The 25,554-nt window shown below is 60.9% G+C and carries 23 protein-coding genes and 1 tRNA gene; 10 read left to right on the forward strand and 14 right to left on the reverse strand.

Annotation, left to right across the window (positions count from 1 at the left end):
• The first annotated feature begins 119 nt into the window (after positions 1–119).
• Entirely contained in the window at positions 120–1,883 is a 1,764-nt protein-coding gene (locus tag EDE09_RS04785; RefSeq protein WP_132409225.1) for a DEAD/DEAH box helicase, read from the forward strand.
• Positions 1,884–1,927: 44 nt separating this feature from the next.
• On the opposite strand, the gene EDE09_RS04790 is transcribed toward EDE09_RS04785, so the two are convergent.
• Complete coding sequence (locus EDE09_RS04790; protein WP_132409227.1) at positions 1,928–2,671, reverse strand: SDR family oxidoreductase; 744 nt, start codon at positions 2,669–2,671, stop codon at positions 1,928–1,930.
• Positions 2,672–2,757: 86 nt separating this feature from the next.
• On the reverse strand, positions 2,758–3,630 hold the full coding sequence (locus tag EDE09_RS04795; protein WP_132409229.1) for a DMT family transporter: 873 nt from the start codon (positions 3,628–3,630) through the stop codon (positions 2,758–2,760).
• A gap of 335 nt (positions 3,631–3,965) precedes the next feature.
• On the opposite strand from EDE09_RS04795, the gene EDE09_RS04800 reads away from it, so the two are divergent.
• Genes EDE09_RS04800 through EDE09_RS04810 form a run of 3 tightly spaced genes read left to right on the forward strand, consistent with a single transcriptional unit; the run spans position 3,966 to position 7,201 of the window.
• Positions 3,966–5,375, forward strand: coding sequence for a circularly permuted type 2 ATP-grasp protein (locus EDE09_RS04800; protein ID WP_132409231.1), 1,410 nt, complete (start codon positions 3,966–3,968; stop codon positions 5,373–5,375).
• A gap of 9 nt (positions 5,376–5,384) precedes the next feature.
• Entirely contained in the window at positions 5,385–6,326 is a 942-nt protein-coding gene (locus EDE09_RS04805; RefSeq protein ID WP_105373976.1) for an alpha-E domain-containing protein, read from the forward strand.
• Positions 6,327–6,352: 26 nt separating this feature from the next.
• Complete coding sequence (locus EDE09_RS04810; RefSeq protein ID WP_132409233.1) at positions 6,353–7,201, forward strand: transglutaminase family protein; 849 nt, start codon at positions 6,353–6,355, stop codon at positions 7,199–7,201.
• An 84-nt stretch (positions 7,202–7,285) separates the two neighbouring features.
• Here EDE09_RS04810 and EDE09_RS04815 read toward each other — a convergent pair whose 3' ends face one another.
• Positions 7,286–7,717, reverse strand: a complete 432-nt coding sequence (locus EDE09_RS04815) for a type II toxin-antitoxin system VapC family toxin (RefSeq protein WP_245505073.1) — start codon at positions 7,715–7,717, stop codon at positions 7,286–7,288.
• Positions 7,699–7,947, reverse strand: a complete 249-nt coding sequence (locus EDE09_RS04820) for a type II toxin-antitoxin system Phd/YefM family antitoxin (protein WP_132409237.1) — start codon at positions 7,945–7,947, stop codon at positions 7,699–7,701. The genes EDE09_RS04815 and EDE09_RS04820 overlap by 19 nt, the downstream gene beginning before the upstream one ends.
• Positions 7,948–8,065: 118 nt before the next feature.
• Here EDE09_RS04820 and EDE09_RS04825 point away from each other — a divergent pair, with 118 nt between their 5' ends.
• Positions 8,066–8,539 carry a hypothetical protein gene (locus EDE09_RS04825; RefSeq protein WP_132409239.1) on the forward strand — a complete coding sequence of 158 codons (474 nt, stop codon included), beginning with the start codon at positions 8,066–8,068 and terminating at the stop codon, positions 8,537–8,539.
• A 45-nt stretch (positions 8,540–8,584) separates the two neighbouring features.
• Here the strand turns inward: EDE09_RS04825 and EDE09_RS04830 are convergent, their stop codons facing one another.
• The gene (locus tag EDE09_RS04830; RefSeq protein WP_132409241.1) at positions 8,585–8,797 is read right to left on the reverse strand and encodes a DUF3329 domain-containing protein; all 213 of its coding nucleotides are present in this window, start codon (positions 8,795–8,797) and stop codon (positions 8,585–8,587) included.
• Between the two features lie 3 nt (positions 8,798–8,800).
• Positions 8,801–10,033 carry an ROK family transcriptional regulator gene (locus EDE09_RS04835; protein WP_132409243.1) on the reverse strand — a complete coding sequence of 411 codons (1,233 nt, stop codon included), beginning with the start codon at positions 10,031–10,033 and terminating at the stop codon, positions 8,801–8,803.
• A 199-nt stretch (positions 10,034–10,232) separates the two neighbouring features.
• Here EDE09_RS04835 and xylF point away from each other — a divergent pair, with 199 nt between their 5' ends.
• The 4 genes from xylF (at position 10,233) to EDE09_RS04855 (ending at position 13,855) form a co-directional block, all read left to right on the forward strand.
• Positions 10,233–11,273, forward strand: a complete 1,041-nt coding sequence (gene xylF / locus EDE09_RS04840; protein ID WP_105373971.1) for a D-xylose ABC transporter substrate-binding protein — start codon at positions 10,233–10,235, stop codon at positions 11,271–11,273.
• A gap of 182 nt (positions 11,274–11,455) precedes the next feature.
• Entirely contained in the window at positions 11,456–12,781 is a 1,326-nt protein-coding gene (locus EDE09_RS04845; protein WP_132409245.1) for a sugar ABC transporter permease, read from the forward strand.
• Positions 12,782–12,796: 15 nt separating this feature from the next.
• Positions 12,797–13,582 (forward strand): ATP-binding cassette domain-containing protein, encoded by a 786-nt coding sequence (locus tag EDE09_RS04850; RefSeq protein ID WP_132409247.1) that lies wholly within the window; start codon positions 12,797–12,799, stop codon positions 13,580–13,582.
• Positions 13,583–13,778: 196 nt separating this feature from the next.
• Positions 13,779–13,855: transfer RNA gene (locus tag EDE09_RS04855), tRNA-Arg, on the forward strand.
• Positions 13,856–14,024: 169 nt separating this feature from the next.
• Here the strand turns inward: EDE09_RS04855 and EDE09_RS04860 are convergent.
• From EDE09_RS04860 to EDE09_RS04895, 8 genes are all read right to left on the reverse strand, one after another.
• On the reverse strand, positions 14,025–15,716 hold the full coding sequence (locus EDE09_RS04860; RefSeq protein WP_132409249.1) for a glycoside hydrolase family 3 N-terminal domain-containing protein: 1,692 nt from the start codon (positions 15,714–15,716) through the stop codon (positions 14,025–14,027).
• A 60-nt stretch (positions 15,717–15,776) separates the two neighbouring features.
• Positions 15,777–17,279 carry a sulfatase gene (locus EDE09_RS04865; RefSeq protein WP_132409251.1) on the reverse strand — a complete coding sequence of 501 codons (1,503 nt, stop codon included), beginning with the start codon at positions 17,277–17,279 and terminating at the stop codon, positions 15,777–15,779.
• A gap of 8 nt (positions 17,280–17,287) precedes the next feature.
• Positions 17,288–18,229, reverse strand: coding sequence for a formylglycine-generating enzyme family protein (locus EDE09_RS04870; RefSeq protein ID WP_132409253.1), 942 nt, complete (start codon positions 18,227–18,229; stop codon positions 17,288–17,290).
• Between the two features lies 1 nt (position 18,230).
• Positions 18,231–19,787 carry a sulfatase gene (locus EDE09_RS04875; RefSeq protein WP_132409255.1) on the reverse strand — a complete coding sequence of 519 codons (1,557 nt, stop codon included), beginning with the start codon at positions 19,785–19,787 and terminating at the stop codon, positions 18,231–18,233.
• A gap of 18 nt (positions 19,788–19,805) precedes the next feature.
• Positions 19,806–20,885, reverse strand: a complete 1,080-nt coding sequence (gene ugpC, locus EDE09_RS04880) for a sn-glycerol-3-phosphate ABC transporter ATP-binding protein UgpC (RefSeq protein WP_132409257.1) — start codon at positions 20,883–20,885, stop codon at positions 19,806–19,808.
• A 13-nt stretch (positions 20,886–20,898) separates the two neighbouring features.
• On the reverse strand, positions 20,899–21,768 hold the full coding sequence (locus EDE09_RS04885; protein ID WP_132409259.1) for a carbohydrate ABC transporter permease: 870 nt from the start codon (positions 21,766–21,768) through the stop codon (positions 20,899–20,901).
• Positions 21,761–22,723, reverse strand: a complete 963-nt coding sequence (locus tag EDE09_RS04890; protein ID WP_132409261.1) for a sugar ABC transporter permease — start codon at positions 22,721–22,723, stop codon at positions 21,761–21,763. The genes EDE09_RS04885 and EDE09_RS04890 overlap by 8 nt, the downstream gene beginning before the upstream one ends.
• 108 nt (positions 22,724–22,831) lie before the next feature.
• Positions 22,832–24,355, reverse strand: coding sequence for an extracellular solute-binding protein (locus tag EDE09_RS04895; protein ID WP_105374356.1), 1,524 nt, complete (start codon positions 24,353–24,355; stop codon positions 22,832–22,834).
• A 126-nt stretch (positions 24,356–24,481) separates the two neighbouring features.
• On the opposite strand from EDE09_RS04895, the gene EDE09_RS04900 reads away from it, so the two are divergent.
• Entirely contained in the window at positions 24,482–25,432 is a 951-nt protein-coding gene (locus EDE09_RS04900) for a LysR family transcriptional regulator (protein WP_105374357.1), read from the forward strand.
• Positions 25,433–25,554: the final 122 nt, after the last annotated feature.

Genomic DNA, 25,554 nt, shown 5'->3' on the forward strand with positions numbered 1-25,554 from the left:
AAAGCAATTTCCAACTTGCAAGTTCCCACTTCACGCGGGGTTCTTGACGCCACAGGCAGACCGGACGGCATGGTGCCGGCCCCGGCATAGGCTTGCGGCGCCCCGAAAAGGTATTCGACTTGACGAATTTCCAAGAGCTTGGCCTTGCCAAGCAGCTCGTAGCCACTCTTTTTGCGCTTGGTTACGAAACGCCCACGCCGATCCAGGCCCAGGCGATCCCACAGCTTCTCGAAGGCCGCGACATGATCGGCCTGGCACAGACCGGCACCGGCAAGACCGCTGCGTTCGGCCTCCCGCTCATCGAAATGCTCCTGAAGGACCCCAAGCGTCCCGACAACCGCACCACCCGCACCCTCGTGCTGGCGCCGACCCGCGAACTGGTGAACCAGATCGCTGCCAACCTGAAGAGCTATGTCCGCAACACGCCGCTGAAGATCAACGCCGTTGTCGGCGGCGCATCGATCAACAAGCAGCAGTTGCAGCTGGAAAAAGGCACCGACATTCTCGTTGCCACCCCCGGCCGCCTGCTTGACCTGATCGCCCGCCGCGCAATCGGCTTGACGACGGTGCGCTACCTGGTGCTCGACGAAGCCGACCAGATGCTCGACCTCGGCTTTATTCACGATCTGCGCAAGATCTCGAAGATGGTTCCAAAGAACCGTCAGACGCTTCTGTTCTCCGCCACCATGCCGAAGGCGATCGCCGATCTCGCAGCCGACTTCCTCAAGGATCCGGTCCAGGTATCGGTCACCCCTCCGGGCAAGGCTGCCGACAAGGTAGAGCAATTCGTCCACTTCGTCGTCGGCAAGAACGACAAGACCGATCTTCTCAAGAAGTCGCTCGAAACCAATCCCGATGGCCGCGCCATGGTCTTCCTGCGCACCAAGCACGGCGCCGAGAAGCTTTCAAAGCATCTCGAACATATCGGCTTCAAGGTTGCCTCGATCCACGGCAACAAGAGCCAGGGTCAGCGCGAGCGGGCGCTGAAAGCATTCCGCGACAACGAGATCCGCGTGCTCGTGGCAACCGACGTCGCTGCCCGCGGCATCGACATCCCCGGCGTGACGCATGTCTTCAACTATGATCTGCCGGAAGTGCCGGACGCCTACGTGCACCGCATCGGCCGCACCGCCCGTGCCGGCCGCGACGGCATCGCAATTGCCTTCTGCGCACCGGACGAAGCCGGTCTTCTGCGTGACATCGAGCGCCTGATGGGCATCGAAATCGCAACCGCCTCCGGCGAGCGTCCGGAGGGCATGAGCCGTCCGTCGCGTGGCGGCGGCAACCGTGGCGGCGCCAATCGCGGCCGTGGCGGCAACGGCGCAGGCCAGGGTCGCGGTCGTGGAAACGGCGAAGGCCGTCCCGAGCGCCGCGAACGCCCGGCCCGCAAGCCCTTCTTCGCGGCCGAAGGTGCCGAGGGCGGCGCCCGTTCGGAAGAACGCGGCGAGCGTCAGGATCGTCCGTTCCGTGGCGATCGCCCGCAGCGTCCGCATGGCGACCGTCCGAACCGGGGCGAACGCCGTAACGAGGACTTCCGCGGCCAGCGTCGCGGCGAAGAAGCACCGCGTTTCGAAGCCGACAATGATCTTTCCACGACGTCGGATTTTCGCTCCGCCAAGAAGCAGTTCGGCCCCAGGGATGGGATAACGGCCGGCGCCGAAGGCAGACCGGCTCGCAAGGAACATCGCAAGGGCAATGGCGGCCAGAACCCGCATGCGGCACATGCCCCGCATGAATCCGGCAACCAGCGCAAGGCGCATAACGGCGGCCAGGGCCGTCCGGCACATGCCGGTCAGCCGCAGGGTGAAAACCGCGGCCCCGTCCGTTTCGGCAACGACAACCGCAATGGCGGCCAGCAGGGCCGCAAACGCAGCCGGGCATGAACAACGACTAAAAAAGAGGCCGCTTGAAGCGGCCTCTTTTTTTGTCATTTGACGGCAGCGTTTCCGCCGTCTGCAAAAAGCGCTGTCCCGGCGACGAAACTTGCCATCGGGCCGGCGAGGAAAAGAGCGGCCCGGGCAATCTCGTCCGGATGTGCGATGCGTTTCATTGCATGCAGCCCGGCCGCCCATTCCTTCTGCGCCGCGTCACCGGCCATAGGGGTGTCCGTACCGCCGGGCAATAGCGCATTGGCGCGAATGCCTTGCGCCCCATAGTCGGCTGTAATCCCCTTGACCAATCCCATCAAGCCCGCCTTGGAAGCGCCATAGGTGGCCATGCCGGGAATGCCGACGCTGGTGCCGACGAAGGTGGAGGTGAAGATGATCGAACCGCCGCCGCGTTCGAGCATGGCCGGGATTTGTGAGCGTGCGCCGAGAAAGGCGCTGGCAAGATTCATGGTCATGGTCTGCTGCCATTCATCCAGTGTCACCTCCGCCAGCGGCTTGTAAGGCCCGACCGTGCCGGCATTGTTCAAGGCGATGTCGAGACCGCCGAAGCGCTCCGTCGCCGCATCGATCAGTCTTCGGTGTGTCTCCTCTTCGGCAACATCGCCCGCTACGGCAATCGCGCGGCCGCCGGCAGCCTGGATTTCCGAAACCAGCTTCTGCAGTTCCGCCTCCCCTCGCGCATTGGCGACGACGGCGGCTCCCTCTGCCGCAAAGAGCAGCGCGGAGGCGCGGCCGATGCCGCTCGATGCGCCGGTGACGATGGCAACTTTGTTATTCAGCATGATGTAGCTCCTGTTGGGTTACATCTGCTGTCTATGGCTGCCCGGCTCCCGCCGACACCCGTTTCTTGACCCGAAAAGAAAGCCCCTCAGGCCCGCCGGTTCACCAGGTAGACGCCCAGCACGACGATCACCGTTCCGACGATCATCGGCAGTGTCAGCGGCTCGCCGAAGAGGATCGCGGCCTCGATCGCCACGACCGGCGGCATGAGGTAGATCAGCGAGGCCGCGCGAGACACCTGGCCGCGGCGGATGAGATAGAGCAGCAGGCCGACCGCGCCCATCGAAATGCCGAAGACGGACCATGCCATGGCGAACATCGCCTCGTGCGTCCAATCGAAACGCAGGTTCTCCAGGAGAAGCGCGAGCGGCACCGTCACGATCAGCGCGCCGACGAATTGCAGCGTGGCGATCGAGAAAAGATCACCCTCCTGCAGGTGCCGTTTCTGGTAGAGCGTCCCGTAGGTCACCGAGGTCATCGCGACGAGATTGATCAGCACCGGAAAGGCAAGCCCCGCAAGACCTCGATCGAACACGTCGAGGAGCTGCGGCGAAATCGCGATCAGGATGCCGGCAAAGCCGAGCACCAGCCCGAGCTTCTGCATCGGCCGCAGCCGCTCGCTGATGAAGAAGGGGGCGGCGAGCGCAGTCAGCAGTGGCTGCAGACCGGCAATGATGCCGGACAAGCCCGCAGGCACGCCCTGCCCGATCGCATACCAGACGCCTGACAGATAGAGGCCGTGCAGGAAGATGCCGGAGATGATCGCATAGCCGAATTGGATTTTCGTTCGCGGCCATTTCGCCCCCACGACCAAACAGACGGCGAAGAAGGCTATCGCGGCAAGCGAGTGGCGCACGACGAGGAAAGTCAGGGGATCGGCGTGCACCACCGCATATTTCGCGACGATCCAGCCCGTGGACCACAGGAGAACGAAAAGGGCCGGAGCCAGGCGATCAAGCATGAGGGATTTTCCGGCTGATTGTCACAAAAGGCAGGTGGCGCCTGTCTATGCGGGGCTGCCTCGATGGTCAAAGCAGAAAAACTGATCACTTCATTGAACAAAGCTTCAAAGGCCTGAACAGCGCTTGGGCATCTGGCGCTTTTGCAGGCAGTGGGGTCACCACCGGCCCCTGGAGATGGAACTTGTCCTCCCGCGGGAACGGCACATCTATGGATGTGGCGGCGCGCCGAATTCCATGATTTTCAACGCGCCGGAATCTTCGCGGGCAATTGTGCATGGTTCTTGCATTGCGATCTGCGTTGTATTCAAATGGCTGAAAAAAGGGGAACGCGCCTTTGGCATTTGATGAAATGTTGACTGCGGAAAATCTTCCGCGCCCGCCCTACAAGACCTATCATGAATGGTATACCAGCCAGGATGCGGCCCATCTGATCCGCAAGACCCAGGACGCGGAAGACATCTTCAGGAAAACCGGCATCACCTTCGCGGTCTACGGACACGCAGACAGTTCCGAAAAGCTCATCCCCTTCGACATCATCCCCCGCATCATTTCCGCTCGCGAATGGCGCAAGCTGGCGCAAGGCATCGAGCAGCGGGTTCTGGCGCTCAACGCCTTCCTCGACGACATCTACCACAAGCAGGAAATCATCAAGGCAGGCCGCATTCCGCGCGAACTGATCGAGAAGAACGTCGCCTTCCTGCCGGAGATGATCGGTTTCAAGCCGCCCGGCGGCGTCTATACCCATATCGTCGGCACCGATATCGTGCGTACCGGCGAGGACCAGTTCTACGTGCTGGAGGACAATGCCCGCACGCCGTCCGGCGTCAGCTACATGCTGGAAAACCGGGAAACCATGATGCAGATGTTCCCGGAGCTGTTTGCGCTGAACAAGGTGCAGCGGGTCGAGGACTATCCGAGGCTCCTGCGCCAGTCGCTCGCCTCGCTGGCGCCGGCCGGCTGCAAGGGCAAACCGCGCGTCGCAGTGCTGACGCCGGGCATCTTCAATTCCGCCTATTACGAACACTCGTTCCTTGCCGACCAGATGGGCGTCGAACTCGTCGAAGGCGGCGACCTGCGCGTCATCGACGGGCGCGTCAAGATGCGCACAACGAGGGGCTACGAGGCGATCGACGTGCTCTACCGCCGCGTCGACGACGACTTTCTCGATCCCCTCACCTTCCGGCCCGATTCCGCGCTCGGCATTCCCGGCATCATGGACGTCTACCGCGCCGGCAACATCACCATCGCCAATGCGCCGGGCACCGGCATTTCCGACGACAAGGCGATCTACTCCTATATGCCGGAGATCGTCGAGTTCTACACCGGCCGCAAGGCGCTTCTGGAAAACGTGCCGACCTGGCGCTGTTCCGAGCCCGACAGCCTGAAATACGTGCTGGAGCATATCGAGGAACTGGTGATCAAGGAGGTGCACGGCTCCGGCGGCTACGGCATGTTGGTGGGCCCGACGGCCACCAAGAAGGAGCGCTCCGACTTCGCCGAGAAACTCGCCGCCAAGCCGAACAACTACATCGCCCAGCCGACGCTGGCGCTGTCCACCGTGCCGATCTTCGTCAACAAGGGCATCGCCCCCCGGCACGTCGACCTGCGCCCCTACGTGCTGGTTTCCGACAAGGTGAAGATCATTCCCGGCGGACTGACCCGCGTGGCGCTGAAACAAGGATCCCTGGTTGTCAATTCCAGCCAGGGCGGCGGCACCAAGGACACCTGGGTTCTGGAAGATTGAGGCGGTAGAATGCTTGGAAGAACTGCAAACGGCCTCTACTGGATGTTTCGCTACATCGAGAGGGCCGAAAATATCGCCCGCCTGGTCGATGCCGGCTTGCGCGTCTCGCTGACCCGCGCCGGTTCGAGCGACGAGGACTGGGACGGGGTGCTGCAGAGCGCCGGCGTCCGCGAAGCCTATTCGGAAGTGCACCCGCAACTGACTGCCGCCGATGCCATCGACTATCTGCTGCGCGACCAGTCCAACCCGTCGAGCGTCATGTCCTGCATCGACTGGGGGCGCAACAATGCCCGCATGGTGCGGACGGCTCTGACGCGGGAGACCTGGGAAGCCACCAACGAGGCGTGGATCGACCTGAAGGCACGGCTTGCCCGCAAGCCGAAACAGGCCGACCTGCCCGAACTGATCGACGGGATCAAGCACCGCTGCGGGCTGATCCGCGGCGCCTTCCACGGCTCGATGCTCAGGAACGATCTTTACAACTTCTCGCGCATCGGCACCTTCATCGAGAGAGCGGACAATACCAGCCGCATCCTCGACGTGAAATATTACGTGCTGTTGCCGGCCGTCAGCCACGTGGGCTCGGCGCTCGACAATTTCCAATGGGAATCGATCCTGCGTTCGGTCTCCGCCCACCGCTCCTATGGCTGGGTCTACGACGGCGAATACCAGTCGGCGAATATCGCAGACTTCCTGATCCTCAAGGTCCAGATGCCCCGCTCGCTTGCCTATTGCTACGAGAAGATCGTCAGCAATCTCGGTTATATCGCCGAAGACTACGGCGAGCGGCTGAAGGCCCATGAGACGGCCGACGCGATCCGTTCGACGCTGAAGCGCGGCTCGATCACCGACATCATGGATCAGGGCCTGCATGAATTTCTGGAAGACTTCGTCAGCCGCAACAATCAGTTGAGTGCCGAGATTTCCGAAGGCTACCGCTTCTACCACTAGGCCCACAGGCACAGGATTTACCGCACATGCGGCTGAAGATTTCCCACACGACCGAATATCTCTACGACCAGCCGGTGCCCTACTCGCTGCAGCGGCTGCGGTTGACGCCGGTCGACGGACCGACCCAGAAAGTCATCAACTGGGCAATCACCGTCGACGGCGCCAAGGTCGAGGCCGGCTACGCCGACCAGTACGGCAACCGGATCGAGCTTGTATCGGCCGAAGGCACGGAACACACGATCCGCATCAGCGCATCCGGAGAGGTCGAGACCAGCGACAAAGCCGGCGTCTTCGGACCGCATCAGGGCTTTTGTCCGCTCTGGCTTTTCCTGCGCGAGACGCCGCGCACCAAGGCGGGCAAGCTGATCAAGGGCCTCGCCAAAAGCCTGACGGGCGACAGCGAGCTTGCCAGGATGCACGCGCTGATGGAGGCGATCCACGGAACGGTCGCCTATACGCCGGGAACGACCGACACCGAGACCACCGCGGAAGAGGCCCTGGAGGCGAAGACCGGCGTCTGCCAGGACCACGCACATATCTTCGTCTCCGCGGCCCGGCTCCTCGATATCCCGGCCCGCTACGTTTCCGGTTATCTGCTGATGGAAGGCACGATCGAACAGGTGGCAACTCATGCTTGGGCCGAAGTGCACCTGCCCGGTCTCGGCTGGGTCGGGTTTGATGCCGCGAACAATATCTGCCCGGACGACCGTTATGTGCGGATCGCCTCCGGGCTCTGCTACCGCGACTGCGCGCCGGTGTCCGGGATGCGCCTCGGCCTTGCCGGCGAAAATCTCAAGGTTTCCCTGACGGTCGCGCCGAGCCAGACGCAAAGCCAGAGCCAGAACGGTCAAAGTCAGAGCCAGACGCAGGGATAGAAGCGTTCGGCAGAGCCGATTGCGGCGACGAACGCGCGCCGAACCGAACAAGCCGCCGGGAGGCGTGGCGTCATCGAGTGCTCATCAAAGCGAGGCGTCAACCGTCGCAACGTGCCCCTGATCGTTGCTGTATGCAAGGATTGCGCGATCCGCCGTTAAAAGCGGGATTCCGAAGTGACGGGCAGTCGCTACGAGCCATCTGTCGGCGGGATCGCTGTGAAAGTTTCCAGGCAGGCGGACACTGTCGACTGATATGGCCGGCTCGAGCTGAGTCCATCTGACTCCCGGCCTGTTAAGGTTTCGCTCGAGCCACAATCCGACTTCAAGGCTGAGAGCGAGTTTGCCCCGTTCCGCCAACAACGCAATCTCCCAGCAGGTGATGACCGATATAAACAGATCATCGCCCTCGGCGGCCTCATTCAGAAGCCGAATCGCATTGCGGCCGAGGCGTTTGTCCTCCTCCACGGCCCAAACCACCACATGAGTGTCAGCCAGGATCACTTCAAGGCGTCCCATTCGCCGGGGTCGATTGCCGGGGCAAAGGGGTCGTCATAGCGAAGCACGGAACCTTTCATGACCCCCACAATGCCCTTCTTTCCGGTAGGCGCCTCAAGGACGGGCGTGAGTACGGCCACCGGCCGCCCACGTTTGGTGATGGTGATCGGCTGACCATCTTCATTCATTTCGTCGATCAAGCGCAGGCATGTGGCCTTAAACTCGGCTGCGGCAACTGTCTTGGCTGTCATGACCATATTTCCTGTACATGATTACTTCTATATAGTCATTTTCGACCTCGCTCAATAGGCCGCAAGCTCGGCTCCACCTCCGCATGGTCCGCTCCTCATCCGAAAAGCGAGGTGACCCATGCTGTTTGGGCAATCCGTCTTTCAGTCGGTGCTGACGCGGCTGAAGGAAGAACAGGGCGAGGAAGACGCCGACGAGACGGATGCTGGGTTCCGCATAAAGGGACTTGGCCTCGGTTTCGTCGCCCCAGCGGACGATGGCCCCACCGGCACCGCGACCGGGACGGAAGCCTATTTCGCATTCCTGCCCGAACTGGCGGACATCGAACCCGCCTTATATGAGCCGGAGCCGGAAGGCTCGCCTGTGCCGCAGATCCCACCCCACCTGCTTCGGGTGACACAGGAAGAGATTGCAGAGGAACTGGCGATTACCGCTGGCGATACGGAGGCGACGCTTGCTGAAAAGCGGCGGCGATTCGCCAAGGCCAACCACCCCGACGGGGTCGCGCCGGAATTTCGCGACAACGCCGATATCCGCATGAAGACGGCCAACCTGTTGATCGACACGGCAATCAAGGGGCTTTCCTGGCGATAGCTTGCGTCAGGCGACCTGGCCTTGAGGGACGGCGGATAGGCAAAGTCAGTCCCTCGGCTCCTCCGAAGGCTTTTCTGCCGGTGCGCTGCGCTTTTCCAAAAACAGCTTATAGGTCGCATAGATGCCGACGGCACCGACAATGATCCCCCAGAACGGCTCGCCGCTGTAGAATTCGAACCCTGCCCAGACGAAGCAGACGGCGACAATCAGAAGCCGCCGCCAGAGCGGTGCGTAGAACGGATGGTTCGGATCGATCATGTCTTATTCTCCTGCCGCGCGAACAGGGGGATGCGGCCTTGAGAGAATGATATCCTGGTCCGCGATCGAAAAAGCAAGATTGAGATGGCCTTCGAAGACAAGCGACGGCTCGTCCGGCGCCACCGTCAGGGCCGGCATGCCGCCGAGCCGCACCACCTGCGCTTCGGAAAGCCCCTCTTCGATGCCTGCCTGCAGAAGGTCCTGATGCCGCGTTCCCGGCCCGGTGATGTAGACCGGCATATGGCCATGCAGGCTGAGCAGGCGCGAAAGCCCATTTCCGAGCGCAACGCCGGCCTGCCGGAAGGCGAGCTGCGCCCTGCGATTGCCCTGCCGGGCCTGAGCGGCGATCTTGTCGATCTCGGCAAGCGGCACGAACTTGGCCGGAATGGTATCGATCGGCACTTCGAACGCGGTGCGCAGGATGGCATAAAGGCCCGCATAGGCCTCGATGCAGCCACGGGCTCCGCAGCGACAGAGGGCTCCGTTGGGGATATGCAGCATATGCCCGAAATTTGGAGCCGATATGTCCGGCCCTGCCGCCGTGCCGCGGCGTCCGATCCCCAGGCCGATGCTGTGGCCGAGCGAAAGCGCCGCAAGAACCGGTTCGCCTTCACGCTCCTTTTTTTCCTCGCGCTCCAGAAGCGCGCCGGCAACGAGCAGGGTCTCGTTGTTGAGGATGACTTTCGCGTGCCACTCGCCCTTTAATACCGCGGTGAAATCCACCGGCTGGGCGCCGAAGACCGGCGACCAGACAAGGACAGGTTCCGACGCATGCGCCAGGCCCTTGCTGCTGACCGAGACCAGCAGGACCTCGTTCGGACCGATCCGCGAGCGGGTGAGCGCTCGTGCCAGCGCTGCCGAAATGGAATCGATGAAGGCCGCAGTACCGCCCTCCCCACGCGGCTCGGCAAACCGGTCGAGAAGTGTGCCGGCATAATCCACCAGGGAATACTGAATGGAATCCGATGAAATAATGACGATGATCAGGTAGCCGCAACTGCGCCGCTGGCTGAAGAGCACGCGCGGCCGCCCCCGGCCCGTCGCCGCCTGCTGCTCGATCTTTTCGATGACGCCTGCACGCTCCAGCTCGGCCGTGATGGCGGATATGGTGGCCGAAGCCAGGCCCGTCGCATCGGAAATCTCGGTATGGGCGAGACGGCCATGGCGACGCAATGCAGACAGCACGAGTGCGCTGTTCTGCTGCCGGACCAGTTCGGTACTCGATTTCGCCAGCATGCCTTCCGGGGTTCTCCTCGCCTCTGTCGATACGGCAGCGCCCTGTCCTCCACAAGTGCCGATTGACAGCCATTTGAATCTCTGACATCTAATTTCTCGACTGTCGAGAAAAAAGCTCGGAGGCTTTGCCCGACAGGTAATCTGGCGGGGGGAGAGCACGGAGGCTTTTGGCCCATCCGCCGTCACTCGGGAGGACATTATGAGATCTTTTGTAAAGCTGATGGCCGGCGCGGCCATCCTCGTTTCCATGCAAACCGCTGCCATGGCAGCCGACCTCGTCGTCGGTGTATCCTGGTCGAACTTCCAGGAAGAACGCTGGAAGACGGACGAAGCCGCGATCAAGAAGGCGCTCGAAGCTGCCGGTGCAAAGTACATTTCCGCTGACGCCCAGTCTTCCGCCGCCAAGCAGCTGACCGACGTCGAATCACTGATTTCGCAGGGCGCCAACGCGCTGATCGTGCTCGCCCAGGACAGCGACGCCATTGCGCCCGCGATCGAAAAGGCAACCGCCGAAGGCATTCCGGTTGTCGGCTACGACCGCCTGATCGAAAACCCTGAGGCCTTCTACATCACCTTCGACAACAAGGAAGTCGGCCGCATGCAGGCGCAGGGCGTCTTCAAGGTGAAGCCGGAAGGCAACTATGTCTTCATCAAGGGCTCGTCTTCCGACCCGAACGCGGACTTCCTGTTCGCCGGCCAGATGGAAGTGCTGAAGGCAGCGGTCGATGCCGGCAAGATCAAGAATGTCGGCGAAGCCTATACGGACGGCTGGAAGCCCGAGAACGCCCAGAAGAACATGGAGCAGTTCCTGACCAAGAACAACAACAAGGTCGACGCGGTCGTCGCATCGAACGACGGCACTGCCGGCGGCGCGATTGCGGCACTCGACGCGCAGGGCCTGGCAGGCTCGGTACCGGTCTCCGGCCAGGATGCCGACAAGGCCGCGCTCAACCGCGTTGCCCTTGGCACCCAGACGGTTTCCGTCTGGAAAGACAGCCGCGAACTCGGCAAGACCGCTGCTGAAATCGCCCTCGCACTCGCTTCCGGCAAGAAGATGACCGAGATCCCGAACGTCCAGACCTTCGACGGCGGGCCGAAGAAGCAGAAGATGCAGTCGGTCTTCCTGAAGCCCCTGCCGATCACCAAGGACAACCTCGACGTGGTCATCAAGGCCGGCTGGATCAGCAAGGCTGAAGCCTGCCAGGGCGTCAAGGCTGGCGCGGTCGCAGCCTGCAAGTAAGAATGGCCATATCCAGCCGATAAACATGCCGACGCCGCAGCGTTTCTGCCGCGGCGTCGGCTTTCGGCGTAAGATGCGCGGCCGCGTGAACAAGCGAGAAGCGGCAAAGCGCCATTGAGAGGTGCTGACCGGCCGGTGATTTCCGGCTGCAATGCCTTCAAAAAGGTGGGGAACGGCGAAAGATGGCCGATACAATGCAAACCACAACGAAATCGACGACATCGGGGGGGACGGGTCAGGCGGAGGGCAACCTGCTGTCGCGCTTCTTCCGCGCAACCGAGATCGACACCCGCATGCTCGGCATGATCGGCGCGCTGCTGATCATCTGGGTCGGTTTCCACATATTGACGGGCGGCCTCTTCCTGACGCCGCGAAACCTCTGGAACCTTTCGGTACAGACCGCCTCCGTCGCCGTCATGGCAACGGGCATGGTGCTGGTCATCGTGACCCGCAATATCGACCTTTCGGTCGGTTCCATCCTCGGCTTCACCGGCATGATCATGGGCGTGCTTCAGGCCCGACTGCTGCCGGAAATGCTGGGATTCAATCATCCCGCCATCTGGCTGATCACGCTCTGCGCGGGACTGCTGATCGGCGGCCTGATCGGCACGCTGCACGGCGCCATCATCGCCTTCCTCAACGTCCCCTCCTTCATCGTCACGCTCGGCGGTCTGCTTGTCTGGCGCGGTGCCACCTGGTTCGTCACGAGCGGCCAGACAGTTGCCCCGATGGATGCAAATTTCCGCCTGATGGGTGGTGGCACGGAAGGGTCTATCGGCGCCACCTGGAGCTGGGTCGTCGGCGTGCTGGCCTGTCTTGCGATCGTCGCAGCGATCATTAATGCAAGGCATCAGCGCAAGCGCTTCCACTTCCCCCGCCGGCCGGTATGGGCCGAATACGTGCTGGTCGCGCTCGGCTGCGCCATCGTGCTCGGAGCGGTCTATATCGCCAATAACTATTACTGGCCGATCAATATCGCCCGCCGCTACGCCGAAGCGAACAACATTGCCTGGCCGGAAGGCGGACTGTTCATTTCGCAAGGCATTGCGGTGCCGGTTCTGATGGCGATCGCCGTCGGTATCGTCATGACCTTCATCGCCACCAGGCTCCGCTTCGGCCGTTATGTCTTTGCGATCGGCGGCAATCCGGAAGCGGCAGAACTCGCCGGCATCAAGACGCGCTGGGTGACGGTCAAGATCTTCGCGCTGATGGGCGTGCTCTGCGCCATCGCCGCGGCGATCTCAACCGCCCGCCTCAACGCTGCGACCAATGCGCAGGGTGAACTCGACGAGCTTTATACCATCGCCGCGGCGGTCATCGGCGGCACGTCGCTTGCCGGCGGCATGGGATCGATCGCCGGCGCAATGCTGGGGGCGCTCGTCATGCAGTCCCTTCAGTCCGGCATGGTGCTGCTCGGCATCGACACGCCCTTCCAGCGCATCGTCGTGGGCATGGTGCTCGTCGTCGCCGTATGGCTCGACACCGTCTATCGCGCCAGAGCCAAGTAAATAGGAGTTTTCATCGTGACGGACCAACACACTCCGCTCGTGGAAATGAAGAACATTTCCATCTCCTTCGGCGGGATCCACGCTGTCGAGAACGCCTCGGTCGACCTGTTTCCCGGCGAGGTCGTGGCTTTGCTCGGCCACAACGGCGCCGGCAAGTCGACGCTGATCAAGATCCTGTCGGGCGCCTACAAGCGCGATGCCGGCGACATCCTGATCAACGGAGAGCAGGCCGATATCCGCACCCCCCGCGATGCCAAGAAGTTCGGCATCGAAACGATCTACCAGACGCTCGCCGTGGCCGACAATGTCGATGCCGCCGCCAACCTCTATCTCGGCCGCGAACTGCAGACCAAGTGGGGGACGCTCGACGATGTGGCGATGGAGGCCAACACCCGTGAGGTGATGGGCCGCCTGAACCCCAATTTCAAGCGCTTCAAGGAGCCGGTGAAGGCGCTTTCCGGCGGTCAGCGGCAATCGGTGGCGATTGCCCGGGCCATCCTCTTCGACGCCCGCATCCTGATCATGGACGAGCCGACCGCAGCGCTTGGACCGCAGGAGACGGCGCAGGTCGGCGATCTCATCAAGCAGCTCAAGCGCGAGGGGATCGGCATCTTCCTGATCAGCCACGACATCCACGATGTCTTCGATCTGGCCGACCGGGTCTTTGTGATGAAAAACGGCAAGGTGGTGGGCCACGCGCGCACCGAAGACGTCACCAAGGACGAAGTACTCGGCATGATCATCCTCGGCAAGGTGCCGCCCGGCGCGACCCCCGGCCCCGGCGCCATGAAAGTGGCGTGATTTGCGTCAATCCATTGCCTGCCCGCCTTTCCCGGTCCGCCGCCGTGGAGAGGCGCGGCAAGGCGGAACCGGAAACTCTCCTCCGGTTCCGCCTATTCCGCCGAAATCGACATCCGTTGAAATTGGCGATTGATGCGGCGAAGATCCTGGGTTAAGAACCTGCCATCGGACAGGGCGAGTCATCGCCTCACGGTTAGCACCCGTAGCTCAGCTGGATAGAGTGTTGGATTCCGATTCCAAAGGTCACAGGTTCGAATCCTGTCGGGTGCGCCAATCTTTTCAAGCATTACATCGAATGTCATAAACCTAGTGAAGCTTGACCACAGGCAGGCACGTTTTCTCAAACAAGAGCTCTCAGGATTGGTCGCGGGGACAGGATTCGAACCTGCGTCTTGAACGCGTTCAAACCCATGGGCCCGCTCGGGGTCTGCGCCGCAGTGTCTTATATCCGAGCCTGATCCTGCCCGCAGAAGGCGTCTACAGGACTTTTTCCGAGGAATGGCGCAACACCTGTCATACAGTTGAGCACCGCTTCCTGCATCTCGTCGGAAGTGGCATATGCATTGATGACGGCTGGCATCCGCGGCGCATCGTAAAGATAATAGGGATAGCCGAATGAAATCAATGCCGTGGGCACTTGGTACCAGGGCCGTTTCATTGCCATTCGAAAATCACCCATCAGTCGCGCCCAGTCGAGAAAGATGTGACCGCGGGTCAGAAGCGTCTCTTCTGCCAAGAGATAAAGGACGAGGTCATAGAGTTCCGGACGCCAGTCATCTCCCGGCGAAAATAAAGTGACATTGAAGCCGCGTTCCCGCATCATCGCGGGGAGCGCAAGCGGGATCGGATCGCCGTGGATGGGCGAGACGATACCACCGGAGATAACAAGCACACGGCGATGGGTCTTTGGAGTTAGCGGAAACAATCCGCTGACATCCTTCACCAGCGTAGGCGCCCGAGCAAAGGCTTCTTTTGCGGTCGCCTTTGCCTGCGGCCTTGCAATACGGCCAAGCCGCTGCTGCCGCGATTGCGGTTGTCGGCGATGCAGACCAAGGGCGGCCTTGAGCCCCAGAACACGCGTCAACGCTTCGTCCAGGCGCGCATGAGAAAGCTTTCCATCCTTGAGCGCCTCCTTGATATTGGCGATATCCCCCGGCAGGTCGCCAGTGAACAGCACCATGTCACAGCCGGCTCTCAGCATCTCGACCTTCGCCGGTGCCGCCGCCATGTAGGAGGTGGCCCCCGCCATCTCTGAAGCATCTGAAACGATAAGGCCGTTAAAACCGAGCCGTCCGCGCAGCAGTTCGAGATTGAGCAAACGCGACATCGAGGCCGGCCGATAGAGTTCTTCCAGTCCCGCGTCGGGGACAAGCGAGCGAACGAAGGCGGGCATCGCGATATGTGCCGACATGACGGAAAGCACATTGCATGAGATGCCGGCGCGATAAAGCTTGCCGAAGGTCGCGTCCCATTCTTCCATCGACAACGGGTTGACGGTCGTTACCAGATGCTGGTCGCGATCGTCGTATCCCTCCCCGGGCCAGTGCTTCAGGCAGGCCGCGATGCCGTGCTGCTGCAGCACTTCGATCTGCACCAGTGCATGACGTTCGATCAGCTCGGGATCGGCTCCGAACCCGCGGGTTGCGACAATCGCGGAGCGGAAGGCGGCATTGATATCGACGACGGGCGTGAAGGACCAGTTGGTGCCGACGGCCTGCGCCTCATCGGCAAGCAGGCTGTACACGCGCCGCGTCAGGTCGATATCATCGGCGGCGGCCAAAGCCAGCGGATTGGGCACCTGTGTACCGAAGGGAAACGACATGCGCGACCCTTCGAGGTCGGCGGAAACCAGGAGCGGAATATCCGCCCTCTCCTGGATTGTTTCCAGAAGTTCCAGTTCGTCAATTCCGCTTTCGGAAAAGAAGCGGGTCACGCCGCCCGGACGAAGGTGATCGAGTTCCGATATCCAGGGCGCGGCTGGCCCGTGAAGCCCAAGTACGAACAGTTGCGCGATCTTGCGGTCAAGGTCGCCGCTCAGTGCTTCGGCCTGCTCGGCAACCCAGGCAAGGTCTTTTGCTTTCAGGTTAAATGGCGGCCCGGTCAAAAGATGGAGCGGATATCTATCGGAAATCATACGTGTTCTCTGTCATAAGCCGCTGACTAATCTCGTCTTGGCTTTGCCTGTCCATCCGTCTCAGAGCCCTTGCCAGCCATAGCTTTCGGCGGGTGCATCATGAGCCTGCATATAATGCCTTAGGCCCTCGTAAAGCCGCGCTTCCACATTCGCGTCGCGTATGGGTTTCTGCTGCTGCGGGTCCATCTGAAGATCGAAGAGACGAAAACCTTGGTCGAGGAATGAACCGCCGAGATTGGGCGGTCGTCGTGCCTCGCGCGTCGCCTCGATGCGCAGCAGTGGCATGCTCTTCGTGAAGTTAAAGGGCGGCGCCATCCTCGCCGTGGCCATCTCGGCGGCCGTGAATGGTTGAACCATATGCTGCGGCATCAATGTATATTCGCAAAGGCCGTCGCCTAACACATCGGGCGGGTAGTGCAGCATCACGTACCGGCCATCGGTCACGCCGATAGGCCCGGCAAAGAGACCGAATGCGATGATCCTGTCGTCGCAGGTCTTGCCGGCTACAGCCGAGAGAAGTGAGCGTCCGGTCACATCAGTTTCAGGCGGGATACCGAAAACATCGAGGATGGTTGGCATGATGTCGACGGTCTGCGTCAACACCTGCAAGCGCTGGCCCGCTTGTTCGGCATGCGCAGGATGATAGACGATCAGGGGGATATGCGACATCTCTTCATAATACGGCATCCGGCTCTTGCCCCACCAGCCATGTTCGCCGAGCAAGAAGCCGTGATCGGTGGAGAGTACGATCGCCGTGTCACTCCACATTTCGTTGCTGTCCATGAAATCGAACAGCCGGCCGAGATATTCATCGAGCATGCGGATCTGGGCCGCATAGTTGGCGCGGATCTCAGCGATCTCATCATCCGTCTCGTTGACCGGCACGTAATCCGGCCAGTTCAGCACCCCGCCCTTCCAGTTGCTGTCGCCTTCGCGCCGGAAGCGCGACGGGGCATGAAACGGCTCATGCGGATCGAAAAGCTCAAGCTGCAGCATCCAGTTGTCGGCGGATTTGTTGGCCTCGAGAAACTCGAAAGCCGATGCGAAACAGCGCGGAGTGGGAAGGTCGCTCTCATCCTTCTCGTAAAGGCGGTTGATCGCATGGACGATCCGCCCGGGCTTCTTCTTCGGATCATAGTGACGCTGATCATACTCTTCGGCGAACTGGGCCAAAGGTGGTTCGACCACGGCCTTCCAGGTGTCGTATTCCTGGCCTCGAATGAAATCCCAGCTGTCGTAGCGGGTGTTGTAGCCCGAGCCCCCATTCTGAAAATAATGGAAATGGTCTGTGACAAGGTGCGAATAAATTCCCTTCGCACGGAGCATTTCACAGAAGCTGGTGTCATAGGGTTCCATCGGCCCCCATGAGCGATGAAAAAAGTTGGCGCGGCCGGTCTGTATGTCGCGGCGCGCCGGAATGCACGGAAGGCTGCCCACATAATGGCTGTCGAAGGTGACCGAGCGTGCCGCGAGGCGATCGAAATTGGGAGTTTCAATCTTGCCGCCATAGGCGCCAAGGGCGCTACGGTTGAGTGAATCGAACAGAAGGAAGATCAGACGCATCACTTACCTCAACCGTCATAAAATACCCGAAGGCCGGAATTGCACGCCCCGCTGTCCGCCACGAGTGCGAGACGAGCGGCAATCCGATAGCGATAGCAATAGCTGATATGGCAGAGGAAACTGCCGCCCTTCATCAGCTTCTGACCGAGGGTTCGGGAAGCCTCGTTGCGTTGTGCGGCCAACCGGCTCGCAGAGCGTATCCGGAACGGCTCGGCGGTCCATTCCCAGACATTTCCGGCCATGTCAAAAAGGCCCGCGCCGTTTGGCGGGAAAGCCGTGACCGGCGACGTGCCGATCCATCCATCGGCCAGCGTATTTTCCTCCGGAAATCGCCCCTGCCAGATGTTGCAGGGCATGAATGACGTGTCGTCCGGCTCTTTGTCTCCCCACGGAAATTTCGGATCGGGGAGTCCGCCGCGGGCGGCGTATTCCCATTCCGCTTCCGTTGGCAGCCGACCTCCGGCCCACTTGGCAAAGGCGTTGGCGTCCTCCCAGGAAATGTGGCTGACGGGATGGTCCGCCCGATCCGCTACCGAACTTCCGGGACCCATGGGCGAATGCCAGCAGGCGCCATCGATCTTGACCCACCAGGGGGTCTCTGAGCGCGAAGGTGCCACCGTCTGCGGCTTCGGGAGGAGACCCCGGAAGACCAGGCCCCACCCGAACCGCTCGGATTCGGTGACATAGCCCGTCTCCGCCACGAAAGCGGCAAAGCGGGAATTGGTGACAAGGGTGGCGTCGACAGAAAATCCCTTAAGCTTGTGCTCCCGGTAGACCCCTTCGCCATCGAGCGGAATTGACGGGGTTCGCGTGCCGGTATGCACCCTGGCGGCAGGAAAGGCCACGCGCGCCGGCGCCCGCGCATCGGCAATGTCGGGGGCGACGGCATGTGCGCCGCCCTCTGTCTTTTGCCGCCGGACATGGCCACCTGTTGATCCGCAGCAGCTCATGTCAGGCCGCTTTTGCAGCTCGGGCGGAAAGGGCTGCCGCCGTGTCGTGCTCCGGCATGTCGCCGATATCGGCCATCTTGCGATCCAGCTTGGCGATCATCATCTCGAACACGCCGGCGTAGGCGGGATCATCTGCAAGGTTGTTGATCTCGGACGGATCCTTTTCGCAATCGAACAACTCCCATTCGGGTGGCGCTCCGTTGGGGTGTGCGCCGAGCTGGCCCAGGTCGTCATTGTACCAGTAGATCAGCTTATAGCGCTGGTCGCGCACACCGTAATGGGCCCAGGCGCCGTGGATGATGTCGTTATGCATCCAGTAGCGGTGATAGGCGAGCTGGTCCCAGTCTTTCGGGGTATTGCCTTCGAAAACAGAGCGCAGGCTGGTGCCCTGCATGTAGGAGGGTTTCGCGATCCCGGCATAATCCAGGAAAGTCGGGGCAAAGTCGACATTACAGGAGATGTCCCTGGTGATACGGCCCGCCGGAATGGAGCCCGGAAGCCTGGCCAAAAGAGGCATCTGCAGGCTTTCCTCGTACATGAAGCGCTTGTCGAACCAGCCATGCTCGCCCAGAAAGAAACCCTGATCGGAAGAGTAGATGACCAGCGTATTGTCGGCGAGGCCGGCTTCATCGAGGTAATCGAGCAGGCGGCCGACATTTTCGTCGATCGACTGCACGGTTCGCAGGTAGCGCTTCATGTAACGCTGGTACTTGAACTCGGCGAAGGATCGCGGGTCGTCGAACGTGTAGTTCTCCCCCGTCTTGGAGTCGATGACGGTGATGGTCTCGCCTTCCATCAATTCCGGTACCTTGCGAATGTGCCAGCCATCCACCATCAGCTCGCCGGCGACACCTTGCGGACCTTCAGGCTGGACGAGACCCAGGTCTTCCCAGTTCATGTCATGTCTGATGCGCATCCTGGCCGCCTGGGCGGCTTTGGCGCGATTGGCATAGTCGTCGTTGAAGGTCTCGGGCAGCGGCAGATCTTCGTCCGCCCACAGATGGTCCCATTTGGGATGGGGGATGAAGTTGCGATGCGGCGCCTTGTGGTGGCACATCAGGAAGAAGGGGGCGTCATCTTCCTTCTTCCGTTGGATGAAGTCGATCGACATATCGGTGATGATGTCGGTCGCATATCCGGGGATCCGCTTGCGCCCCTCCGGCGAGATGAAGGCCGGATCCCAATAATCGCCCTGGCCCGGCACAACTGCCCATTCGTCAAAGCCGGTCGGCTCGTGAACCGGACCTTCGCCGAGATGCCACTTGCCGAAGATCGCCGTAGCATATCCGTTTGCCCTCAGCGTCTTGGCAACGTTCGGCCAGCGATTGTCGATATGCGTATCCAGCGTCGTCACGCAATTTACGTGGTTGTGCGTGCCCGTGAGGATCGCGGCGCGCGAAGGCGTGCAGATCGAGTTGGTCACATAGCAGGCGTCGTGACGCAGCCCCTCATTGGCAAGCCGGTCGAGATTGGGGGTATTGTTCAGTCCAGCACCATAGGCGCTGATCGCGCGGGCCGCGTGATCGTCGGAAAGGATGAAAATAATGTTGGGGCGCATTCTGTCTTTACTCCTTCATCAGGCCTCGGCCGCCACCGGGTTGCCGGCCATGGCGACATCCCGGAGCACCCTTCCCTCTGCATCAAAGAAATGAACCTTGCCGGTCAGCGCGAATTGCAAACTGTCCCTGACGCGCACAGCGGCGCCGGGTGGAAAGCGGGCCACGAGTTCCTGTCCCCAAGGGGTACGGAAATGAACGAATTCGGCGTCGCCCAGCCGCTCGACGACACTGACCTCGCCTGCAATCGTTCCGGCATCTGGCCCGGCCCCCAGCGCATCGGCCCGTACGCCGAGCGTTGCGACGGCATCGGATTGCGATCCCGAAAGCTTAAGCGGGCTGCCATCCGGCAGCTTACCGTGCTTCACTTCGACGAAATTCATCTTTGGTGAACCGATGAAGCCGGCGACGAAGATATTGTCGGGGCTCTCGTAAAGCTCCATGGGCGCGCCGATCTGCTCAACCCGGCCATCGCGCAGCACCACTATCTTGTCCGCAAGTGTCATCGCCTCGACCTGGTCATGGGTGACATAGACCATGGTGGCGCCCTGGAGTTGGCTGTGAAGCTTGGCGATCTCCAGGCGCGTGGCGACCCGCAGTTCGGCATCCAGGTTGGATAGCGGCTCATCGAACAGGAAAACTTCCGGATCCCGGACAATGGCACGGCCGATGGCGACACGCTGACGCTGGCCGCCGGACAACTGCCTGGGTTTGCGGTTGAGCAGTGTCTCGATCTGCAGGATCTTTGCAGCTTTATCGACCTTGGCCTTGACCTCGCTCTTGGCGACACCGTTCATAAGCAGTCCGAAACCCATATTGCGTTCGACGGTCATATGCGGATAGAGCGCGTAGGTTTGGAACACCATGGCCGTGCCGCGCTGGCTCGGATCGAGGTCGTTGACCCTGCGATCACCAATCGCGATTGTCCCGGCCGATATCTCCTCAAGGCCGGCGATCATCCGCAGAAGCGTTGATTTTCCGCAACCTGATGGGCCGACGAAGACGCAGAATTCGCCCTCTTCGATAACGATATCGACCCCGCGGATAACCTCGAGCGCGCCATAGCTTTTTTTGACGTTTGTGAGTTTGACACCAGACATGATGATCTCCAGATCAGCCTTTGACTGCGCCGGCGAGGCCGTCGATGAAGTAGCGTTGAAGGAAGAGGAACAGCAGCACGATGGGGCCGATGGCGATCGTGGACGCCGCCATCATTCCACCCCAGTCGACAAAATGCTCACCCTTGAAGGAATAGATGCCGACGCTGAGCGTGCGCATCGCCGGATTGGCAAGCGTGATGACGAGCGGCAAAAGGAAGTCGTTCCAGGCCTGCAGCGACTGCATGACCACGACAGTCACCACGATCGGCTTGGCGAGCGGTAGCATGACGTACCAGAAGGTCTTGACCGGTCCGACACCGTCCATGCGGCTGGCCTCTTCCAGCTCCCTCGGCATTTGCGTGAAATATCCGGCAAACAGCAGGATGAAGATCACGATCGAGTGGCCGCAGGTCGCGAGCATCAAGCCCCAGAGCGACTGGCCAAGGCCAAGCGTGGTGAGCAGCTGGAACACGGGAATGATCGTGTAGCCCTGCGGAATGAAGAGGGTAAACACCATCAGCCCCATCAGAGGCCATTTTCCGGGAAACTCCCGGCGTCCGAGGACATAGCCACCGAGCGCTGCCGCGATCGTGGTAATCAAGACCGAACCGACCGTCACGAACAGCGTGTTGAAGAAATAGCGCTGCATGTTGGCTTCGGTCCAGGCACGCTCGTAGTTCTCAAAGGTCGGTTTGTAGGGGATCATTCCCGGGTTGGTGAACAGTTCCGAATTGGGCTTGAACGACGCGGCGATCATCCAGATCAGCGGGTAGATCCAGATCACGCACATCACGGCAAGCACAATCGAGGTGATGAACCGCTTGCGCCTGGGTGTGAAGATCGATTGCCGCATGCGGCCTGAGGGCAGAGCGGCATCAGACATTTTCTGCCTCCTTGCGACGGACGCGGCGCACCGCAATGACCTGGAGAATGGTAAGCGCCATGATCGAGAGGCCGAAGATCACGCCTGCAGCAGACGCATAACCAAGGCGTGGGAACTGCCCCGACGACGGTGCGAAGGCGGTACGGAAGATGTAGACCTCCATGACCTCCGACGAAAAGAACGGACCTCCCTGCGTGGTCGCCTGGATCAGCGGAAACACGTTGAGAGCGCTGATGGCCGAGATGAGCCCGATAACGACAGCGAATGGCGCGACGATCGGCAGCACGATGTGCACGATGACCTGCCATGTTTTCACACCGTCGAGCTTGGCGGCCTCGTAGAGTTCGTCCGGAACCGTTTGCAACGCCGCAAGCCAGTAGACGAGGGTGATGCCTGTCCATTTCCAGACGAAAATGCCCGCAAGGGTCCACAGCACCATCTGCGGCGAACCGAGTAGATCGACCGCGCGGGAGACGAGATGGGTCTCGATCAGGAAACCATTGATCGGCCCGTTAAAGGGACTGAGCATCAGCACCATCACAATTGCGATGACGGCGACCGGTGAGACGACGGGAAGAAAGATCATGGCTCGGAAGACGGTCGCAAGCTTCAAAAACTTGTTGTTCAGCACAATCGCGAGCATGAGACCGACGATCATCTGGAACGGCACCGTCGCCAGCATGAACAGGAATGAGCGTTTGAAAGCCGAGTAGAAGAACTCGTCGTTCAAGAGCTCGGCGTAGTTTGCAAGGCCGATGAATTCGGAATGTGCCCCGAAGCCGGTCCAGTCCAGCGTCGAATAGTAGAACGAGGCAATCATCGGCCAGAAAATGAACGCGCCGAACACCAGCATGCCGGGAATGAGGAACAGGTAGTCGATCCGCGATTTCCAGATCCGCTGGCCGAGCGTGGCGCCCTCAGCGCCGCGCTCCAGTATATGTGAAATTGCCGCCATGGCAGCCTTGCCTTTTTCGTTGCTGTAAAGGTCGTCCGGGACATGAGCCCCGGGACCACCGGGAGGAGACGCTAGCGAACGTGGAGCCAGCCGGACCTTCGCGCGAAGCTAGAGCTTGGCGTAGTCTGCGGGACCGAAGTCACGGGAAGGGTCCCAGTTTGCGAAAACGAAGTCGTCGCGACTGACACCCGCACCGGCGGCCTTCGCCTTGGCAATCGCTGTGTCGAGGGCTTTGTTGCGGGCATCGGACGCCTTTTTCAAGGTTGCCTTCACGCCACTGAGCTGGCCCGAGAAAAGACCCTGGACCGCCTGGGCCAGATTAGGCGTAGGATCGACATAGGCCGCAGCCACCTTGGAAAGACCGGGTTGGCGGACAAGCGGATTGGGCGCGACGCGCACGCGATCTTCGGCCATCTTCAACATGATCTTCGCCCGGTCGCTGAGTTTGGCGAGCTTGATCGATTCCGGGAAAATGGCGGGGTCTGCCGAACTGGCGACATTGGCATAGGCCACCTGGCCTTCGACGGTCCCCAACCAATGGAAGATGTCGCCGGCATATTGGGGATTCTTCGCCTTGGCATTCAACCACATCATGTTCGCGGAGTTCGGCAGTTGCATGACCCAGATCGGGTTGTCGAGCGACGCCTCGTCGGGCGCCGGTCCCGGCGAAACGCCGAACTTGAAGCTCGGCGCCGTGGCCTCCCAGATCGGCACATTCCACGGACCCTGGATGATCATGCCCGCGGCGCCTTGGGTGATGAATTCGCGGGCCTGGGGAGCGATGATGGTAAGGCACCCCGGAAACACGGAACCGTCATCGCGCATCGCGAGCAGCAGTTCGACGCCGGCGACGTAAGCATCGTGGTCAAAGGCAAACTGGCCGGTCTTGAGGTCCATGCCCTGCAGCAGGCCGGTGTTGCCCACGGTCGCGCCGCCGCGCTGGGCCAGCATCGTTGCGACATCTCCCCAGCGTTGCTCCTGGGCACCGCCGATGATGAAGCCGAAGGACCGACCGCCGGAGCCTTCGGTCATTTTCTTCGCTGCATCCCGCATTTCCTCAAACGTCAGGGCGCGATCGGCACCGATCTTATCATAACCGGCAGCGTTCATCATATCCTGGTTGAACAGCAGGGCGTTGTTGAAGCGGCGCTCGGTGGAGAAGGGAAAACCATAAGTCCTGCCACCGAAGACGTTGACGCCCTCAACGAACGCGCCGTCGGGATAAGCCTTCTTCCAGGTGTCGAAATCGGGAATCAAGTTGTCGATCGGCTGGAGCCAACCTTCCGCGATGGCGACCGATGGCTCCATGCCGATAGGAAGGTTAAATGTGTCCGGGGCTGACTGGTTGCGAATGCCGAGCGGCAAGACCGACGAGATTTCCTTCCACGGCAAGCCGTCATAGACGACTTCAATGCCTTGGATCTGCGCGTATTTGGCCAGGTATTGCTTGAAGAATTCGCCTTTCTGGCCACCGGAGTCGAGCCACCGAAAAGGCCCAATTGCAGGCTTGAGACCTTCCGTTTTGACGAGGTTCTGTGCGAAACCCGGGCCGGCGCCGAGGCCGAGCCCCAGGAGCGCGGTGGTTTGCAGAAATGCGCGGCGCGAAAGGCCACGGGAAAACGTGTTTGTCATGATCTTCCTCCCACCCGCTCGGATCATCCTCTTCCCTTGCCAGAGCGGTTATTCTTGAGACTAGTCAAATTTGTTATGCAGAGATAATGCAAATAGTCTCAGGCGCGATTAACGGAGTTTATCGCGATGCTCGATCAGATCACCCATCTATTCCGGTTGCAGGTCATCGCGGAGGCGGGCAGCCTGCGGCGCGCCGCGACCCTTCTCAATGTCACCCAGCCGGCGCTTACCCGCTCGATCGCCCAACTTGAAAAGCATTTCGGCCAGGCTGTGCTGACCCGCCATTCCAAAGGGGTGTCGCTGACGGAGTTTGGAGCGCGCGTAATGACGGCAGCCAGCCGTCTCTCTCGCTATTGGGAGATCGCGGAAAGCGATCTTGCTCACCCATCAAGCGCCATGAGGGGTCGCCTGCGTTTGCGCGCCGGTCCGCTCTGGCGCGCGGTGGTACTGCCGGAGATCATCAGCGAATTGCAGAACACGTTTCCTGCTGTCGTGATCGAGATCGGCAGCAGCCTCAGGGGCGAAACGGCCGCGGATCTCTCAGAGGGCCGCATCGACGCGGTGTTTGGAGGAATCGAGATGCCGGAGGGCCCGGGCCAACGGCTGAGACAGCTTCAATTCACGACCGTCTACGATCGTGTCGTGGCGCGCGAAAACCACCCGATCTTCAAGGCCGGGGATGGGAAAGGGAATTGTACGCCCCAGCGTCTGCTCGATTATCCCTGGATCGTCTACACGGCAGATCCGGTCTATGAACTTGAGACTGTCCATGGCGCCATAGAACGGCTCGGCCAAGCGCCGGATATTCGCGTGCGGTCGGAATCCCTTGTCGCGGTGATCGGCTTCCTGCAACGCGGAGACTATCTGTGCATGTTGCCCGAGGCCGCCGTCGCCGGAGCAAATTCACCCAAAATCCTTCCCGTGCCTGTCGAATTCGGAGGCCGCATGATCCGCTCGGGCATCATCTTTCGCGAAGAAATGTCGGAGTGGCCTCCGATGGTCGAACTGCTGAAGCTATGCGAGCGGCATTTTGGCAAGCAACACGGGGCGACGGCGTCAAAGGCAATACCGACTTAAAGCGTTCATTGCTCCTCTCTCATAGAGGATTTCCTCCTCGTCATGCGCCCGGCTCTTCACCTTCAAGATCGATGCCGAAGAAATCGAGGAATGGCCGGGAAGTAGCCTCCGCACTCGGCATC

This window comes from Neorhizobium sp. S3-V5DH (assembly GCF_004343065.1).
GTDB classification, from domain to species: Bacteria; Pseudomonadota; Alphaproteobacteria; order Rhizobiales; family Rhizobiaceae; genus Neorhizobium; species Neorhizobium huautlense.